Annotated in this window: 16 protein-coding genes and 2 pseudogenes; 5 read left to right on the top strand and 13 right to left on the bottom strand. The window is 42.6% G+C overall.

What is annotated here, in order from left to right:
* The first annotated feature begins 879 nt into the window (after window positions 1-879).
* Complete coding sequence (locus ASG85_RS20310) at window positions 880-1326, top strand: hypothetical protein (protein ID WP_235550185.1); 447 nt, start codon at window positions 880-882, stop codon at window positions 1324-1326.
* Window positions 1327-1898: 572 nt separating this feature from the next.
* Here ASG85_RS20310 and ASG85_RS20315 read toward each other — a convergent pair.
* From ASG85_RS20315 to ASG85_RS20345, 7 genes are read right to left on the bottom strand one after another with little or no spacing between them, the layout of a single operon-like run.
* Window positions 1899-3002: a Gfo/Idh/MocA family protein gene (locus tag ASG85_RS20315; RefSeq protein ID WP_060647607.1), complete on the bottom strand. Its 1104-nt coding sequence runs from the start codon at window positions 3000-3002 to the stop codon at window positions 1899-1901.
* A gap of 19 nt (window positions 3003-3021) precedes the next feature.
* Window positions 3022-3462 carry a MaoC/PaaZ C-terminal domain-containing protein gene (locus ASG85_RS20320; protein WP_057307662.1) on the bottom strand — a complete coding sequence of 147 codons (441 nt, stop codon included), beginning with the start codon at window positions 3460-3462 and terminating at the stop codon, window positions 3022-3024.
* Between the two features lie 22 nt (window positions 3463-3484).
* Window positions 3485-4318, bottom strand: a complete 834-nt coding sequence (locus tag ASG85_RS20325) for an amidohydrolase family protein (RefSeq protein ID WP_060647608.1) — start codon at window positions 4316-4318, stop codon at window positions 3485-3487.
* A 6-nt stretch (window positions 4319-4324) separates the two neighbouring features.
* Complete coding sequence (locus ASG85_RS20330; RefSeq protein WP_060647609.1) at window positions 4325-4849, bottom strand: MaoC family dehydratase; 525 nt, start codon at window positions 4847-4849, stop codon at window positions 4325-4327.
* Window positions 4842-6008, bottom strand: a complete 1167-nt coding sequence (locus tag ASG85_RS20335; RefSeq protein WP_060647610.1) for a CaiB/BaiF CoA transferase family protein — start codon at window positions 6006-6008, stop codon at window positions 4842-4844. Before ASG85_RS20335 ends, ASG85_RS20330 begins: the two co-directional genes overlap by 8 nt.
* A 52-nt stretch (window positions 6009-6060) precedes the next feature.
* Complete coding sequence (locus ASG85_RS20340) at window positions 6061-7218, bottom strand: CaiB/BaiF CoA transferase family protein (RefSeq protein ID WP_060647611.1); 1158 nt, start codon at window positions 7216-7218, stop codon at window positions 6061-6063.
* The gene (locus ASG85_RS20345) at window positions 7215-8369 is read right to left on the bottom strand and encodes an ABC transporter substrate-binding protein (protein ID WP_060647612.1); all 1155 of its coding nucleotides are present in this window, start codon (window positions 8367-8369) and stop codon (window positions 7215-7217) included. The genes ASG85_RS20340 and ASG85_RS20345 overlap by 4 nt, the downstream gene beginning before the upstream one ends.
* 142 nt (window positions 8370-8511) lie before the next feature.
* Between ASG85_RS20345 and ASG85_RS20350 the strand changes: the two genes are divergently transcribed.
* Window positions 8512-9222, top strand: coding sequence for a FadR/GntR family transcriptional regulator (locus ASG85_RS20350; RefSeq protein WP_060647613.1), 711 nt, complete (start codon window positions 8512-8514; stop codon window positions 9220-9222).
* Window positions 9223-9343: 121 nt separating this feature from the next.
* On the opposite strand, the pseudogene ASG85_RS20355 reads toward ASG85_RS20350, so the two are convergent.
* A pseudogene (locus ASG85_RS20355) lies at window positions 9344-9694 on the bottom strand (cache domain-containing protein); the annotation flags it as partial.
* Window positions 9695-10624: 930 nt separating this feature from the next.
* Between ASG85_RS20355 and ASG85_RS20360 the strand changes: the two are divergent.
* Entirely contained in the window at window positions 10625-12082 is a 1458-nt protein-coding gene (locus ASG85_RS20360; protein WP_057307670.1) for an MFS transporter, read from the top strand.
* Between the two features lie 20 nt (window positions 12083-12102).
* A complete protein-coding gene (locus ASG85_RS20365) occupies window positions 12103-12858 on the top strand; it encodes an IclR family transcriptional regulator (protein ID WP_057307671.1) in 756 nt (251 codons plus the stop codon).
* 756 nt (window positions 12859-13614) lie between these two features.
* On the opposite strand, the pseudogene ASG85_RS39955 reads toward ASG85_RS20365, so the two are convergent.
* From ASG85_RS39955 to ASG85_RS20375, 3 genes and pseudogenes are all read right to left on the bottom strand, one after another.
* A pseudogene (locus tag ASG85_RS39955) lies at window positions 13615-13755 on the bottom strand (helix-turn-helix domain-containing protein); the annotation flags it as partial.
* Between the two features lie 311 nt (window positions 13756-14066).
* Window positions 14067-14882 carry a TrmH family RNA methyltransferase gene (locus ASG85_RS20370; RefSeq protein ID WP_057307672.1) on the bottom strand — a complete coding sequence of 272 codons (816 nt, stop codon included), beginning with the start codon at window positions 14880-14882 and terminating at the stop codon, window positions 14067-14069.
* Between the two features lie 10 nt (window positions 14883-14892).
* On the bottom strand, window positions 14893-15552 hold the full coding sequence (locus ASG85_RS20375) for a potassium channel family protein (RefSeq protein WP_057307673.1): 660 nt from the start codon (window positions 15550-15552) through the stop codon (window positions 14893-14895).
* Window positions 15553-15709: 157 nt separating this feature from the next.
* Here ASG85_RS20375 and sspI point away from each other — a divergent pair, with 157 nt between their 5' ends.
* A complete protein-coding gene (gene sspI, locus ASG85_RS20380; protein WP_057307674.1) occupies window positions 15710-15913 on the top strand; it encodes a small acid-soluble spore protein SspI in 204 nt (67 codons plus the stop codon).
* Window positions 15914-15970: 57 nt separating this feature from the next.
* Here sspI and ASG85_RS20385 read toward each other — a convergent pair whose 3' ends face one another.
* Window positions 15971-16696, bottom strand: coding sequence for an MtnX-like HAD-IB family phosphatase (locus ASG85_RS20385; RefSeq protein ID WP_060647614.1), 726 nt, complete (start codon window positions 16694-16696; stop codon window positions 15971-15973).
* Between the two features lie 107 nt (window positions 16697-16803).
* Entirely contained in the window at window positions 16804-18465 is a 1662-nt protein-coding gene (locus tag ASG85_RS20390) for a glycoside hydrolase family 3 protein (RefSeq protein WP_060647615.1), read from the bottom strand.

An 18465-nucleotide genomic window follows, 5' to 3' on the forward strand; every position in this document is an offset into this window, starting at 1 on the left:
TATCATCCTCTCTTTTGGAATGATATATTCTATGATTGATTCATAGGAAAGGTTTGGACAAACATGCGTGGCAAAACAACCATTTTCCTGTATAAAACTGGATGGAACAAAATGAATACAGAGGAACATGGGAGAGCGACTGAAAGAGGAAAAAGCCCCTGATAGGGGCAAATTTAATGTACCTGATCTTCATTATCCTAATTGATTCAATTCAGCTTTGTTGAAAGATGTAAGGTCCGCTACTTGGTCCTTTTAGTTCTAATCGCGACTTTTGTGGTAAACCCGCCCGCCAAACTGCCAATTCTAGCGATACCGTAGTGCGTAACGGGTTTCATTAAAGTATGAAGGATAGATAAAAAAAAGTATTTGCCCCCGAAGAGATCAAATACTTTGGCCCTTTCCATATTTTTCTCCATATTTCCATTCGCCAATATAATCTTCGAGACCCAAAACCTAACATGAAAGTCTTAATACCATTTCAAGGCGACAGGCAGGCATTGGATAAACAAAACAATGCTCTCAAAGCGCTTCATCATCGTATTCACCCTTTCAAAAAGACAGAAAACGCCTATCCGTGTAGGATAGGCGCCATTGCCTTAAGTATTAGTTGCACATTGTTGTGCGGTTAATTGAATTATACTTCCAGTCGGATTTAATGTCAACTATATTGACATTAAATAATGTTATTCTTGTATTTTTTTAATATAAAGACATGAATGGTATATAACATGACATACAATCATGAAGGGAAACCAAAAGCGGCTGTAACTGGCACGTTTTCAACCTCCGCCTAAAAACCTATTTGAATTATTACGAATAACTTTAGCTTCTTTTATTAATTATATTGAAGGGTACACCCAATTAAAGGAGGCGAACAAATTGTATAACCAAAATAATAATCAAGACAAAACTAAACAAGTCATTGACGCAGCAGCTCAAGCCGCATCTAATGCTGTAACACAAGCTGCAAACCAATCATCGACTTCTATTCAAACAGAAGCTTTAACTTCTCAGGTAACAACTCAAACTGCAAAAACAATTAACCCTCATCAAACAGCTCAACAGGTTGAGCAACAAGCTCAGCAAACTATTCAGAAATCGCAGCAATTGAATCAGCAGGTACAACAACAATCTCTGCAAGTAACCCAACAAGCAACCCAAGCCCTTGAAACTGCAGTTCAAGCGGACCAATTAGCGCAGCAAGCTCATCAGCTAGCTGCTACAAGTGCACAACAACTACAACAAGCAGAACAAGAGCTCCAACAAGCACAAACATCTTTACAACAAGAACAGTCCACTGCCACCACAATACAAAATCTTCAATAAAAAAGTAGAAGTTCCCTTCCTAAAACGAGGGGACTTCTTTTCATTTAACTTAGAAATTTCTAAAAACCCTTCAAACACCGGCAGCTGCTTGCGACATTGCAACGGTATTCCTTTCAAGCATTGGAGGAATAAACATTTTCTTCATAACCCATAATAATGATACACCATCCTTAGAGCTATTTGCGACTAATGGAAATTCGAAGGAAGTAAGGAGCCTTGTAAAATGAAGAAATTAATAACCCCCAGTTCCTTTATTTGTTTGAGCATTGCAACTGCCATATCATTTCCAGTTTACTTCGCTCTTAAAGGAAGATGAATTACATAGGTGAATAAACCCGGAGGCAATACGTTTTACAAGTCTATGACAAACTATTTTACAAACGGTGACAAAGTGAATTACAAACTCGCACAACATTTCATTTGTTATTGTTAGTTGTAATTCACTCTGGCATTGGAAACACCCTTAAAGGGGTGTATTGTAACATTTTGCGTATTTCGTTGAATTATTTTGGATTATTCTACTTTTCAGCGGCAATGACATGAATATAGCACCACCGATCGCACATAAACGGTTACGAATCAATTTCCGCAAGCCAAATCGGGCGATTTTCTTCCATAGACCGATAAGCAGCAAACAGCGTCTGCATTGTGAGCAAATTATCTTGAACACTATTTTCCGGCTCGCGATCTTCCTCAATGGCACACAACAATTCTCCCATCGTGCCTAGAAAAGCGTCCGGAAACCATCTGCCTTCAAGTTGCGGTGTAAACCAGTAAGCTGGATCAATCTGGCGGGAAGTAAAGCTTAAAGTATCTTTCTGACCGATAGGGTAATTATACAAAGCCCCGTTGGTACCTTTGATCACCCCTTCAGTTCCTTCGAAACGGAATGTAGCATACCAATCATCTTGTCCAGCAATATTGTTATGATTGTCGTGAATGAGTCCTCTTGTCACGTCACCAGGAAATTTCATATGAATCAATGTGCGTGTTTCACCAATACAAACTTGACCCGGGAATTTAGCTCCATCAGCGTAAACATAATCTGGCGTTCCCAATAATGAGCGGATGGCATCAATATAATGGATACTGTGATACATCAACTCTGGATGATCAATTTTTGTTATCCATGGCCAAAGCGACCAATCCGTATTCACATTCACTTGAATCGAGGCTTGTGTAACCTGTCCTAACCAACCTCTTTGAATGATTGTACGGCTTGCCCGAATTCCCGGTGCCCAGCGCAATTGCTGATTAACGGCTCCTTTAACACCCGCTAACTCACATGCTTCCACAATGCGTTTGGCATCTGCATAGGATTCGCTTAGCGGCTTTTGACAAAGAATATGTTTGCCTTTCGCTGCTGCACGCTCGGCCACTTCAGGTTGAAATTTAGAAGGGATAGCAATATCAACAACTTCAATTTCGGGATGATCCAATAACTCGTCTAGCGTTCCAAAAACGTTTTTGAGTGTAAATTCACTTCCGACTTTTTCTGCTTGACCGCGATTAGTGTCATAAATCCCGACAACGTTCAGACCGCCCATTCGATAAGCTGGCAGATGGCAGTTCTCTACAATAGCACCAGCTCCAACAATACCGATTCCCTTGCCTTTATTCTGAGGTACCTTGGGTTTGTAATCTAAATCTAGCAAAGCACTTTGCTTCAGTTCCATTGTGATCAACACCCTTCGCCTATTTCTTCTTCACCAACAATAAGTGAGCGCAAGCCAAGACTACTTGATTATGTTGATTTAGTACTTCTACTTGTTCAGTCACGATTCCGTAAGCTGGACGTTTCGGATATTCGGCTTTGGTGGAAATTGTTGTGCGAACACGAATCGTATCCCCGATATGCACAGGTTTAACAAACCGAAGCCGATCGTAACCATACGAGAACGCTTCTGGATTCATTACGCCCGCAGACATTCCGATCCCTACACTAAATATGAGTGTTCCATGTGCGATGCGCTCTCCAAAATCCTGCGTTTTACACCATTCGGCATCCATATGGTGCGGGAAAAAGTCCCCCGTTTGACCCGCATGCATAACAATATCTGTTTCGGTAATCGTTCTGCCTAATGTTATCCGTGAAGAGTCTACTTCATAATCCTCGAAAAATTGAGTCTGGATCATTTCATTATTCTCCATTCAGTTTTTATAGACGATAAAAGCTTGCAGCTGTATGTCCAAGCACGGCATCAATTTCGGATTTCGAACGAACTTCTAGCGCTTTGTTTGTTTCTTTCCATACTTTAGTATAATCACCGGCCAAATTCGCTACAGGCCAATCACTGCCGAACATGAGACGTTCCGCTCCGAATATCTCGAATGCATAATCAATATATGGTTTAATATCTGCAGCCGACCAGTTCTCCCAATCCGCAGCAGTATTCAGCCCAGATAATTTGGCGTATACATTCGGATAAGAAGCCGCTTTCTTCATCTGACTTGCCCAAGGCTCCATCTGCCCATCCTTAATTGGCGGTTTAGCTAAATGATCAATGACAATTTTTAGATTGGGTACTTTTTCAGCAAGCGTCGGTACATGCTCTAGATGTCTTGGTAATACTGCCACGACATCAAAAGTCATACCGAATGATGCCAACACCTTTAATCCTTCTATGACATTATCCTTTACGACCCAATCTGGATCCTGCTCCTCATGAATCAGATGGCGGACGCCTTTATATACAGGATTTTTTGTATACAGCTCTAGCTTCTTCGCAGCTTCGTCCGGTTTATTCAGCGGTACCCAGCCTACTACACCCGCCACCCAATCATATTTGGCAGCGGTTTCAAGCATATAATCAGTATCTTCGTAGGAATCCATCGCTTGCACGAGGACCGTTTTATCAATCCCAGCATCATTAATTAGCGGTTCAAGCTCAGGTGCTTCAATTGTACGGTATAGAGGTCCATAAGCAGGTACTAGCCACGGGTAGGCAACTTTATCCAAATTCCAAAAATGCTGATGGGCATCAATTCTCATCTCTCATCATCCCTTTTTCTCGATTTGATCTTGCCATTGTTCCGGATTACGGTACTTCACCGTTTGTAAATGTTCACAGTAGAGGACGAGCTCGCCTTCATTTTTATAAACTTCGTAACTGACTTTGACTAACCCTAACTCTTTGTACTTAGGACGCTTTTCCATATGTGTGCGCACCGTGTAAATGGTGTCTCCGATAAATACAGGTTTAATGAAACGAAGCTTATCATAACCATAGCTAAACGTATGAATATTGTTATGTGCCATCAATCCTAGACCTACACTGAACACAAAAGCCCCAGCAACTAATCTACGCTGAAAAATGCCTTCTTCTTTGGCAAAAATTTCGTCAGCTACGTATGGGTGCATATCCATCACTAATGCGTTAAATTGCATGCTCTCCCCTTCTGATAGCGTACGACGCATGGAACGGATCTTTTTACCTACCTCAAACTCTTCATACATCCAATCTTCCGTATTAAACAAAGGGAGTTCTTGGTGTGGACGGTTACCCTTTTTCGATTCATTCATTTCCTGCCAGCTCCTTCATGATTGATAGATTATCCTGACCGAGCTTCGGTGAACCAATGGTCGATGTGAACATTTGTCCGTCTATTCGGATTGGACATCTCGTAGTTAAGAGGCTTGTGCCATTATTACGAGTGATCAGTTGGGTCATGTTTAATGTTTTGAATCCTTCGTGCAGCAATAACTGATCCCAAGACATCACGTCAGCACACCAATAATCTGCGGGTTCAAGGATGGAGAGCCATCGCTGCGTTGATTCGTTCTGTAGATGCTCCGCAAGGATTCGCTTGATTTCATCGCGCTTCGTCGCCCATTCATTCGGATCGGTATAGGTCATTAAAGCTTTACATTCCAGTAACTTGCCAAGTTCTAGAACGGACCCCATTGCCAATGCGATATAGCCATCTCTAGTCTTGTAGATACCATAAGGAGCCCTCAAATAAGCATGCGCATTATGAATACTGCTCCTTTCGGGAAGCTTGCCCCCATCATTCAAATACGTTGTTAACGCCTCGAATTGAAAATCCAGCATAGCCTCAAGCAAACTCGCTTGAACGAATGACCCTTCACCCGAAAGTCCACGTCGCACTAAGCAAGCTAAAATCCCTTGAACAAGTTGTGCGCCTGCCATCATATCCGCAATAGCTAAACCAAATGGCATAGGGGGCTGGTCTGCATCACCGTTAAGCCACGCGAGGCCTGTTAACGATTGCACGAGTAAATCCTGCCCAGGTCTGTCGCGCCATGGCCCTTCGTAGCCATAGCCTGTAATTTCACCGTATATGAGCGAAGGGTTTATTTCATGAACTTGCTTGTAGTTCAGTCCAAGTCGTTCCATAACACCCGGCCGAAAGTTTTCAATAAGTACATCTGCTTTACGAATTAAGGTTTTAACGGTTTCAAGTTCATCCGTATTTTTCAAATCCACAGCGAAACTTTCTTTATTCCGATTAATGGAATGAAATAACGTGCTATCTCCGTCCAACTCCATATTGGAAATATATAAAGTTCGACATATATCACCGGTTCCGGAACGCTCTATTTTGATCACCCTTGCACCGAGGTCGGCTAATCGCAATGCAGCAGAAGGTCCGGAAAGGAACTGACTGAAGTCCAGAACGAGAATACCATCCAGCGGTTTGTAGGTTGTTGTTATTGTCATGCTGTCAACTCCATTTATAGGGATCTTTGCGTGCGCGCAAAGTCTCTCTGCTTTAATGGCTCACTTCACTCAGAAGAAATTCTTTATCCAAGCTTTCATTATCTTCACCGATGCGTGGGGCCCACTTGTCTGATTCAAGTCTGGTTCCGTTAATCCGAATCGGACATCGTGTCATTCGTAGGCTAGAGGTTCCGGGTCTCGTGATTTCCTGAATCATGTTCAGCGTTTTAAATCCTTCGTGCTCAAGCAATCGATCCCATGTATAAACATCGGCGCACCAATAGTCAGCAGGTTCTAGTCTCTCTAGCCATGCCTGCGTCGTTCGCGTCTTGAGGTGAGCTGCTAAGATGCTCTTGATTTCATCTCGGCACGTGAACCAAGTTTTCGGATCGCTAAATGTCGCTAAAGCATCACATTCTAGAAGCTCCCCAACTCGGATAATCGAACCCATGGCAAGCGCAAGATAACCATCTGCCGTTTCATAAATTCCGTATGGAGCCCCTAAATAGGCATGCGCGTTATTCACAGAGCTGCGCACAGGAAGTTGTCCGCCATCATTCAAATGCGTCGTCAGTACCTCAAACTGGAAATCCAAAATCGATTCAAGCAGACTAACTTCCACTAGCCCTCCAATGCCTGTGCGTCCACGACGTACAAGACAAGCAAGAATGCCTTGAACTAGATGTGCGCCAGTAAATAAATCGACTACAGCAAGTGCAAAAGGAACAGGAGGTTGATCACCATTTCCGTTTAGCCAAGCTAAGCCGGATAACGATTGGATTAACAAATCTTGACCTGGCTTCCCTTTCCAGGGTCCTTCTTTCCCATATCCGGTAACACTGCCATAGACTATTTTTGGATTGATTCGTTTCACACTTTCATAATCTAATCCTAGTTTTTCCATCGTTCCCGGGCGGAAATTTTCTATCATCACGTCGGCTTGCTCAATTAGCTTTTTAACTTTGATGAGATCATCAGAGTCTTTTAAATTTGCTTGATAGCTTTCCTTATTTCGGTTGATCGTATGGAATAGTACGCTATCGCCATCCGATAACAAGTTATTTAAGGACAATTGACGGCAAGAGTCACCGGTTTCAGGCCTTTCTATCTTAATTACTCGCGCACCAAGATCCGCAAGACGGAGTGCAGCAGATGGCCCGGAAAGATATTGACTGAAATCGAGTACGACGAGTCCTTCAAGCGGTTTCATGGATGATCCTCCTTTAGCGATTCGCGATATAGACTATCCATCTTTGCCAATACTTCTTTGGGATTACCGCCATAACGAATATAATCTCGGACAACACCACCTGCATGATCTTGGAAGTGAAAATATCCGCTATAACGAGGACGCATATAAGCGCGATCCAATGCGGGTAACGTGTCTTTGTAATAATTTTGCGTTTGGCGATTGATCTCTTCATCAAGCCATGCGGCTCTGTGTCCGGGCTGACCGCCGCTCTCGAAATAAATGGTTTTTTGAATACCCGCGTTTGCCGTAAACATGGCGAAATTTAACGCATCATCCATTTGTGCGCATTTGACTGAAACAGCGAGCCCCGTTCCGCCTAGGGTTGATCTCAGCTTCCCATGATCGCCGATAGACACCATGTCAGTAGAACGCACCACATACTTGGAGTAGCCTCGTCTAGCATAATTGGAATATCCGTAAGCAAAAGGACAATAATAAATATCATTGCGCGTAGACATCACTTCCATCAACTTAATTGGATTCCAATCCAACATTTCTGGAGTGCAGTAATTCGTAAGTTCTCGAAGCTGATCCAGCACCTGAAGACCCATATCTATACTGATAACGCTTTCTTTACTGATAAAAGGCTCTTCGTCTTGCGTGTAGCAAAGCATATAAAAATTCATCAGTGTATCAATCGGAATTCCTGCAAAAGCAACCTTGCTTGTCTTAGCTAACACAATTAACTCTTCCCACGTTTCTGGCAATGAAAGCCCGTCATTTGCAAATAAATCCGCACGGTACGATGCCACAGGAGTTGCCGCGTCAACAGCTAACGCACTCTGATAGCCATCAAAATTGTAGCTCAGATGCGATTTACCTACTGTATTTGCAGCTTGATCAGCCATAAACTCGCTTGGAAGTACCTGATCCAAAGGGACCAATATGTTTTTATCCGCAGCAAACCCGGCCCATGGATGATCAATAATTAATAAATCGTATTCCTCGGCTAACTTTTGAATCGGATAATCCGCAAAATGCTGCAGCGAACGTTTATCCCACGTAATTTCCACATCTGCATGCAGCTCCATATATCGTTGTGAAGCAGCTACAACTGAAACATAACCTCTTGTATGATTCCAAGTAATGCCACGAAGTTTCTTGACCATTGTTTTCCTCACCTTTGGTTTTCTGGTACTACCAGAGTACCGATATATGTACAATACCATAAATCCTTGTTACCCTCAATCATTTTCAGTATAGTTTAAGTATTAAAGATGATTTCAATGATTTCTAGGAGGTCCTACCGGAATGTTAGATATAAAAGCAGTCAAAAAAGTTACGGTTACAGAGCAGATTATGGAGCAAATTGCCGGTATCATTACTTCAGGTCAACTTAAACCAGGTGATCAGCTCCCTAATGAAAGAGATCTTGCCGAGAGATTCAATGTAACTCGGGGCCGCGTTCGTGAAGCGCTCCGCGCTTTGTCTCTTGTCGGTTTGCTTACCATAAAAGCAGGTGAGGGCAGCTTCGTAAACGAACAACAAGCTCCTTTTTCACCTGAAACGATTACTTGGATGTTTTATAGCGAAATTCATAACTTGGATGAGGTGTATGCAGCTCGAAAACTAATCGAATCCGAGGTATATCTCCTTGCTGCGAGTAGAGCAACACAAGATGAACAAGATCATCTTCTCCTGATTCTTGATGCACTTGTCCAAGCAAAAAACAAACAAAATCCGGCTGAGTTTTTAGATCTTTTAGATCAGTTTGATATTTACATGGGAGAAATTTGCGGTAATCGCATTTACGCCAAATTGATGCAAACCGTTGTTCATTTACGCAGAGAAACAAGTTTAAAGCTATTGAAAGTACCTGGAGCGGTCGAAAGCAGCACGGAAATACGCAGCTCGTTAATGCTTGCTATTCAGTCTAAGGATAAGAAACGGATCAAAGATTCTATTCATGCTTTTTTCGAAAAATCAAAACGGTTCTATGACAACATTATCGGAAAGGCATAGCTCGCTATAACTTTTGAATGATACCGCTGCTTAAAGCGGCATTTAGAGAAGGTCAAAACGGCTTAGTCGAAAAAAGTGGTTGATCAGAATACACCCTGTCAACCACTTTTCGTTTAATATCTCATTTATTAAAATTTAAAAACAGTAAATGAAAAGCTACTAGGAAGCCAAATTGAAACGGTTCTCCTAACCGTTCTTGATCATTGCTGTAAACTAAATTTCTGTCTCCATCCATAATATAATATTGGTTATTATTGTTTTGAAGTGGAGTTACAATCTTCTGTATGGCATCCAAGTCAAGATCAACGTAGATAACACCGATTTCATCTTTATTTTCCTTACTTAGGATACTTCGCCCGATGGAGAAGATATATCGCGGTGTTTGAGTGACGTAATAGTCGGATTTATGGGTAGGGATAATAACACGTTCCCCTTTCAACTCTTTCATCTTTCTAAATGATGGCTGATCGAAAAATGAGCTTCCTTTCTTTGAATCCCAACCTTATATTTCAAACTCTGCAGGGTCTGTTGGATCTCCGTGGAATAGTCGGGGGCTTTCGTAATCTTCTCTATCTCATTCATGTAGTTTTCAATGTTGGAATTTACAATACCCGTCATATCAAACTTGTCCTGTAATAGAAGGGTTTGCACGGTTTCGACGGATTTATTGTAATACAAAAAGGCCGGAATCAAGGGCTGGAATCGGGATGAGGGTATAAGAGTATATTAATTTCTTTTTTATTTGATTTCTATAGTCAAAAGAGTTCAGCATGGTATGTATAAGTCGCATAGGCGTCCTCCAAGCACTAAAAGATACAACTATCATAGAGTGTTAGAATTTTTTTTGCCATACCAATAATTAGGATATTTTGAAACAAATTGATTTTAATTGTCTCCGCGGTAGCCCCTTCATCAAGTTTGTCGTTCGTTACGTGAAGCAAACCTGCCTTAAACACCATGATCATAACCGCCTACGAAGTTATAATGTGGATTGATAGATGCTAATTCCTCGGTATAGGTGCAAGCAAGACAAAAAGACTGAAATCACCACTTCCTCCTTTGGTGATTTCAGTCTTTTCATACATTATATAATGAATTCCATGAAAATCGGTGATTGTAATTCCACTTTTGGTGCAGTTTCTTTTCTTTGATCTTACATAGGAGAAATGAAAATTTTATATCACTTTTATCTAAATGACACTCCACTGTTATTTCATCGTTATGTGAGTTGTTATTCACTTTGTCATACAAAACACCCCATTTCGGGGTGTTTTGTAATATCTATTTGGCATACGCTGTAAAATGGCTATCAACGTCCTTACTATACATCTTATGATAAAATAATGTATACTATAAATACACTAAGTTTCTTAATAGTGAATTATTACGGAGGAATGTCAAGATGAACTTACAAAAACACTGGAGAATCGCTATCTTAACCGTTTTGGCCATTGGGCCAGGTTTAATGATTAATAGCGCCTTAATCCCCAGTCAAAGACTTGTCCAGGATTCATTTCATCTTGGAAATAACGCGATGTTCAGCCCTGCTATTATTGGCATCATCGCCTTTACGTTATTCATTCCGTTGGGTCCCCTTCTTCGACATAGATTAGGAGTTCGAGCCACTTACTCTATTTCCATGATCCTTTTTATTATTGGCTCGCTCTCGGCAGCATTCTCCGTCGATGATCAATGGATGTCTGTAGGTAGATTTCTACAAGGGATCGGTATGGGCGTGATGCTCATGATTATGGTTCCCATGCTTTTGCTTTCCTTCCCTATCGAGAAACGAAATCTTTCCTTATCCGTTCTTATAGGCGGTTTTTTCGGTTCGGTAATTGCAGGTTTATTGATCGGAAATGTGGCTATTATTTATCATCATTGGAGATGGATTTTTTATTTGGGAAGTGGTTTAGCATTAGCTGGATTCATTATGAACCATATTTTCCTGCGAAATGAGCACCATACAGAGAGTAAACATTTAAATTGGGATATATTGGGTATATCTCTGATCTTAATTTGTTCAGTTATTTCTTTGGCAACCTTAAACCATCTCGAGCAATGGTTTGGTTCTCCGGGTAATCTCTGGGTCGTAATCGGAGGAGCCTTACTTACACTGATTCTTTTTATTATTGCACAACGCAAGATTAATCATCCTGTTATATCCTTCAAATTGATCATGCATCCCAAACCGGTACTAGGAATACTAATGGCTGTATCAAGCAATGTCGTCATGGCGTTGAGCCTACCGGCAGTCCAAGGACTACTGCATATCGTTTCAAGCAAACAACTCTTATCATTGTTGCCATGCATGTTTATTGGCGTAGTATTATCAGCCATAATTTGTACATTGCTTTATGATAAATTAGGGCCCGGTCTCCTTGGCCTTATAGGATCAGTCGCAATTGCTCTCGTTCTGATTCAATGGTTTTATTTGAACGACTCTTATTCATTAGTAATAATGGCTTGTAATTTAATTCTCTTATCGAGCGGTCTTGGAATCACGATTGGGGCAGGTCTTACGGGCGCCGCTTTAGGAGGTCCATTGCCTGAATTGGTAAGTCGGATGACTGCTGTTCAATTCATTCGCTTTTTAGCTAATATTATAGTAATATTATTGGTTGGATGGTATTTGAACTTCGATTATTCACACAAACTTAAAGATGTTGTCCAGTCTGGCAGGATTGGTGATGACCAGAAGCAACAATCCCTATCTCTATTAATGACTTATCATGACCTTTTCTTCATTGCTTTTATTGCTGCAGCAGTCCTTGCTTGCTTGTCTATTGGACTTCATTTAACCGGAAAAGGTCATAAACTAGCACATAAGCCTCATCATGAGCATGAATTAGCTAAGTAGTTCTTGGAAAGGTGAATGATATGGCAACGGAATCAAAGGGGCATGGCATCCAGTCTGTTGAATTGGGATTGGGTATTCTAAAGAAGATTTCGGAGGAAAGAAAGCCACTAACCGCAACGGAAATATCCATTTTATGCGACATTTCCAAGAGCAAGCTTCATAAATATCTCACGAGTTTTACAAGAGCAGGATTTCTTCAAAAAAACCAAGATCTCAAGTATTCGTTAGGTACGGAGTTGATTCTTCTTGGGCTCAAAGCATCTGAAAAACTTGATATCCAAGATATTTGTCTCCCTTATATAACTAAGCTCAGAGAAGCGCTAAATGAAACCGTTGCGCTTGCCATTTGGGGAGAAAGTGGTCCCTTCTTTGTCAGATGGGAACAAAGTAACCGAGCCGTAAATTTAGGAATCAAAGCTGGTTCTCGGGTGAGCGTGACTGAAAGTGCTCCCGGAAGATTATTTAGCGCTTATTTGCCAAAAGATAAAACACAATCGCTAATATTAAGTGAGCTAAAAACGGATCAAATTCAAGATCTGTTACTTAAGGAGCTAGAGGAGGTTAAGCGCAAGGGCTTTGCCTTAACCTCCGGAACCTTAGTTGCTGGAATCACGGCTGTTAGCTGTCCGGTATTGGATCTGAATGGATCTATCTTAGCCGCATTGACGGTGGTGTTTATGAATGATGTACTTGATACATCCGAACATTCCGATTTCATCATGAAATTAAAGCAGACAGCTTTAGAACTGTCACAAGCATTAGGATTTAAACCTTAACTCCCCCATTCATAAGCAAGAGGCTGAGGATGTTCCCATTCGGACGATCCCAGCCTCTTTTTGTATACTGCTGTCTGCAAAGGCTGTCGCCGTCTCTACAGATAATGCTATGGTATGGACTCAGGAAAATCGGTTTGTTTTATTATCTTCTTCGCTCTTACTAGATACTGGAATCAAGCCAACCACACTTGATATTTACATGAAATATCGAAATCCTAAAGGGTTCTCTTACTATCTTTATGTACTACTGGCAAGTGTGAAATCCCGCGAATAAGCGAAGCGGGTATTCGTCGTGAGAAAACTGAATCGGACTGAGGGAGCTGAATGGGTTATAGTTAAGCCACAACGCTAAATTGCGAAAGCTGAACCCCAGCCTGATCTGATGAATTCCGAATCGCTCGGAGTCAGTAATTAATCACTCGCTTCTGCACTTCAAAAGGCCGTAGGGAATGGACAATGTTATTGTCTTCCGACAGGTGATATTTACAGCTTCTTGTGTCACAATCAAGTATTTCATTTTTATTGTTTATTTTATCACTTCACTCAAATGCCCCTGCTAATTGTCCGATGACAATCTGAATCGTACCCATTTATAAAATATTATCTCTCAAACTCATTGAAATCTTGAATTGAAATAATTCTTTATCTCTCTTACTCTTGGCTAAATATTCTGGATCCTTATCTGGGCAGGTAAACAGCAAAATTGAATCATCGAAATAATTCTCAATATGCTCGATATACTTACATTCTTTCGTTTTACAGACATCGTATATACCACATTTCAACGAAAATGCAGTCGCTCATTCTGGTCGGCTGCCGCAAATCTATAGAAGGTTTACTTTTACCTGATTCAATATCACTTAGACTGCCTTGAGAAACACCGATCAGGTTGGAAAATTCAACTTGGGTTTAAGTTATGTATCTTTCTCAATCTTTTTACGTTTTCTCCTATAATGTTCTTGTAATCCTCCTTGAAGAAAACCGGTTTATGACAATAGTCATTACAGAGATTTAAATGATAAATTTCAAGAACTTTTGTTTGGTGTCCTTGCAAATTCAAATATATTCCCACTCATTCATTGCACAAAAAAGCCCGATGTATCAAGGCTTTGAGCCACATCGGGACTGAATTAGTTGTGACAAATCTACGTTCCAAATCTATGACAAACTATATTACAAACGGTGACAAAGTGAATTACAACTCACAGTTATGAGTTTATTTTCGATGGAACCAACCGCTGCCGCGAAGCCTCAAACAGCAGCACCGTCGCGGCCATCGCGACGTTCAGCGATTCCGCTTTACCCTGCATCGGAATGATCACCTGCACATCCGACTGTGCAGCGACCTCCGGCGACACGCCCTTGGCTTCGTTGCCGAGGATCAGCCACGTCGGCTGCCGCAGGTTCGTGTCGTAGCACGAGCTCTGCGCCTGCAGGCTCGTGGTCACCAGCCGCACGCCGCGCTCACGCGCCCGCGGCAGCAGCTCGAGCAGATCTGCCTCCACAATCGGCAGATGATACATCGATCCCATCGTCGAGCGGATCGTCTTGGGATTGTACAGATCGACCGTGCCGCGGCCGAGCACAACAGCCTTGGCCCCGACGGCATCCGCGCTGCGGATGATCGTGCCCAGGTTGCCTGGGTCCTGAACGCCGTCCAGGACGACCACAAGATCATGCTCGCCGGCGAGCAGCTCGTCCATGCCAAGCTGCGGCCGAGCCACAACAGCCAAAACCCCCTGCGGCGTCTGCGTATCTGAGCATTTTTCCAGCACAGCCTGGCTGACGCCGATCCATTCCACAGATGGGGTGACCTGCTCAGCTAACCCAGCAGGAACCCCTTTTTCCAAGCTATACATAATGGTCTCCACCGGAGCTCCCGCACGCAATGCTTCCTCAACCAGATGATAACCCTCAATGATATATTTTCCTTGTTTGTCCCTGCCCTTGCGTTCTAAAAGCTGCGCCCATTCTTTGACTCTGGCATTCTGAACAGACATAATTTCCGTATGTGCACTTGTCATTTATCTTTACCTACTCTGCAAAAGTCACTTCAAAAGTTTGAAGATTTGAATTTTTTCCAACAATAACCAAGATATCGTCCATTCGAAGCGGCTCTTCCGCAATTGGCGGAATAATCAGCTGTTCATTTTGTTTGATCGCAATAACATTACAGCCATATTTAGCCCGGATATCCAGCTGTTTGAGGCTTTTACCAATCATTTGTGTAGATACCTTAATCTCAACGATACTGTAATCGGCAGAAAGCTCTATGTAATCAATAATATTAGATGAGATCAGATGATGCGCCACACGCTGTCCCATATCTCTTTCTGGATAAACGACTTTGTCTGCGCCAATTTTCTTTAACACTTTTCCATGCAAATCATTAACAGCTTTCACTATAATCGTAGGTATGCCCATTTCTTTGAGGATTAATGTAGTCAGAATACTCGCTTGAATATCCTCACCAATAGCCACAACCACAACGTCAAAATTACGAATACCTAGAGCTCGCAGCGCTTCTTCATCCGTAGAATCTGCTTGAACGGCATGTGTGACGAAAGCAGAAACCTCTTGAACCGTCTCTTCACGATGATCAATAGCAAGGACCTCAAACCCTAATTGTGACAATGTTTTAGCGACGCTAGACCCGAATCTTCCCATTCCAATAATCGCAAATTGCTTTCTCACCGTTGGCGTGTCCTCCAAATTCCTAAGATGATTATATTATAACATACACACGGTACCCATCTCACTATGCATGAAAAGGTGGCGAAGTATGGAAGGATGAACGGCTAGAAACTTGCGCATATTAATAACGATAACGAAATGGAAGCGAGGTCCACGAATGAACATCACTTTAAGACAGGCCATCGTTCAGCGAGTCCAGAATAAATCGAATAATGAGCTTCAGGAAGTTATTGAGGATTCCATCGGCGGAGAAGAACGGGTTTTGCCCGGACTTGGTGTGCTTTTCGAAATCATATGGCAGCATAGTGAGGCAAATATTCAAAACCAACTCGTAGAAACACTCAAAGAACATCTCGAATGACTACAACATCTAGCTGGCTAGGGGGTTGCATGTGGCATTCCCTTAGCTGGTTTTATCCTATTCCGGAAATTTACAGGCAGCAGGAAATCTCCCTTCAAGACGGTGAATTGCGGTGCCACTCAGAAACGAATCCCAAGCTGATCTTAGTATGTTTAAAATATCATGAAACGTCTCAAAAGGATAATAGGCCGTTCCTTCCTCATTTAAATATCTAGCAAGACTCGCTGGCGCAAAAATCCAATCGGCAAAGCCGGAGCCATAATAGTCACTGCTGCCATCACCAATATAAATGACAAGCCATCCTTCCTCTTTGAGCTGCTTAACAACACTTGCCTTGCAGCACCCGCACCATTTGCATGCTTGATTCATATTCTGAACCCCGAACTGAAATTGACCATCCTCCAAATAGGTAATCGGATTCCCGATAACTCGGTCCACTATTACCTGCTCACGACCTAAAATTTGCTCAATATAATAAAGCATCCCATCACTTAAAACCGTAACGGGCACATCTTTCTGCTGGCAAAAATCAATAAAATCGCGTGCTCCTTCGCGCAAATTCACTTGTTCTATCAGCTGATCAACCTGCTCCTGCCGACCCGCAAACATAGGGTATGCCGCTTCAATCCAAGCCAAAGAACCGACCTTTTTCTCTCGGAAAAGTCTCGATGCTTCAGTTACCTTCGGTTCATTTAGCACATCTAATCCTTCCATTAATACATCGCCAACATCCTGATCCATCAATGTTCCGTCAAAGTCTGTTACGACAACAATCTTTTGCATGGCCAGCCCCCCTTTTTAAACTCACAATCCGATAATCATAGTTTCTAGATAACAACAAAAAAACCTGCCCAAAGGACAGGTTCCTACGCTAACTATTCTACTCTCATTTATAACTTAGCCCACTCAAGACCGCAGAAAGCATCAATTGGAGACTCACCACGAAATGGCTGCTTACCAATCATACATCTAATGATTTCCTTCTGTACGGCCAAAGTCGCGTTATATGCATTAATCATCGTAGGCATAGACGGGAGTTCATATAGCGTGTACGGATTTCCCAGCGAGATAAAGATAGTCGGCACCTGTGTAGGGTACCATTTGAAGAGTCCTCCTGTCTCCTGGGGTGAGAGACGCATGGAATTTTGCATGAATCCGGGCGATTTCTGAACAAGAAAGACTACCGCATCTATTTCGTTGCCCTCTTCTTTCACGTCATATTCCCGAACAACCGTGAAGCCTTCTTCACTTAGCATCCGGGCAAACTCGTCTCCCGTTGCGGCCTTATCTGCAAAAAAGGAAGCCTCATCCGAAGCAGCTAATAATAAAATACGCTTCTGCTTTTGCGGGGTTAGAGGTAGAAGGCCCTGAGTGTCCTTAACCAGCGTTACCGATTTGCTCGCAATTTCCGCTGCAAGCTGCAGATGGTCGGCTGAACCTACCACGTCAAGATCCCTCTCATCCGCCAGAGTCAAATGTAGACCAAGTGACGCTTTCAGAGCCAGTATTCTGGTAACCGCCTCATTCAGCCGTTCCTCCGTGAGCACACCGTCCTGGACGCCCTGAAGCATAGCCTGAAAATCTTCCTGCATATTATTCGTAAACAGGAACATGTCAACACCCGACGCAATACATTGCGGAATGATATCTTTACGTCGGCCAAAGCTCGTCATGCCAATCATCGAGGTAGCATCGGAAACGATAAGTCCGTTAAACCCAAGCTCCTCCCGTAGAAGCTTCATGTTCAATTCAGACGATAAAGATCCCGGTGTATGTTTAGTTCTTACGTCCGTGATTCCCAATTCTTCATAATAGCTTGGCAGCGTGATGTGAGCGCTCATGATTGTTTTGACCCCGTTCTCGATCGCCGATTTATACACACGGCCGTAGGTCTCACGCCACTCTTTCATCGTTAACGTATTATTCGTGAGCACCTTATGCTGGTCTCGGTCATCCATGCCGTCACCAGGCCAGTGCTTCACGCAGGCAGCCATCCGGTTGTTCTTCTGAATAGCATTCATAACGGGTAGCGCAGTCTGTTCCACGATACCTGGCGTATCACCGAATGCCCGAATGTTGACGATGGGATTTTGATAGTTGTAATTGATATCAATGACCGGTCCGTACACCCAGTTGAACCCCATAGCGTGACCCTCGGCTTCTATTGCAGCTCCAAACGAGGTTGCTAGGTCTGGATCGTTTGCGGCAGCTAACTGCATGTTTGAAGCCAAATTCGTTCCATCGGCTGCCCCGCCTTGTCCGCCATTTTCAAGATCGCCTGAAACAAGCAGCGGTACTTTACTGCGCTTTTGCAAGTCACGGATGATAGCTGCCTGATGCTGCTTCGTTGCATTTGGGGAAAATCCAAATACATGGACTCCCCCTGGGCCAATACTAAGCAAATCCTTTTTGGCTCCAGTATCGAACGGTAGATCGACAGTAATGAACAGTTGGCCCACTTTTTCTTCCAAAGATAATTCACGTAATGTTTCGTTGACCCATTGAATCGCTTCTTCGTCCAAATGAAACGGTTTAACTTTCAGATTAACCAT

Source organism: Paenibacillus sp. Soil724D2 (assembly GCF_001427935.1).
Lineage (GTDB): Bacteria > Bacillota > Bacilli > Paenibacillales > NBRC-103111 > Paenibacillus_E.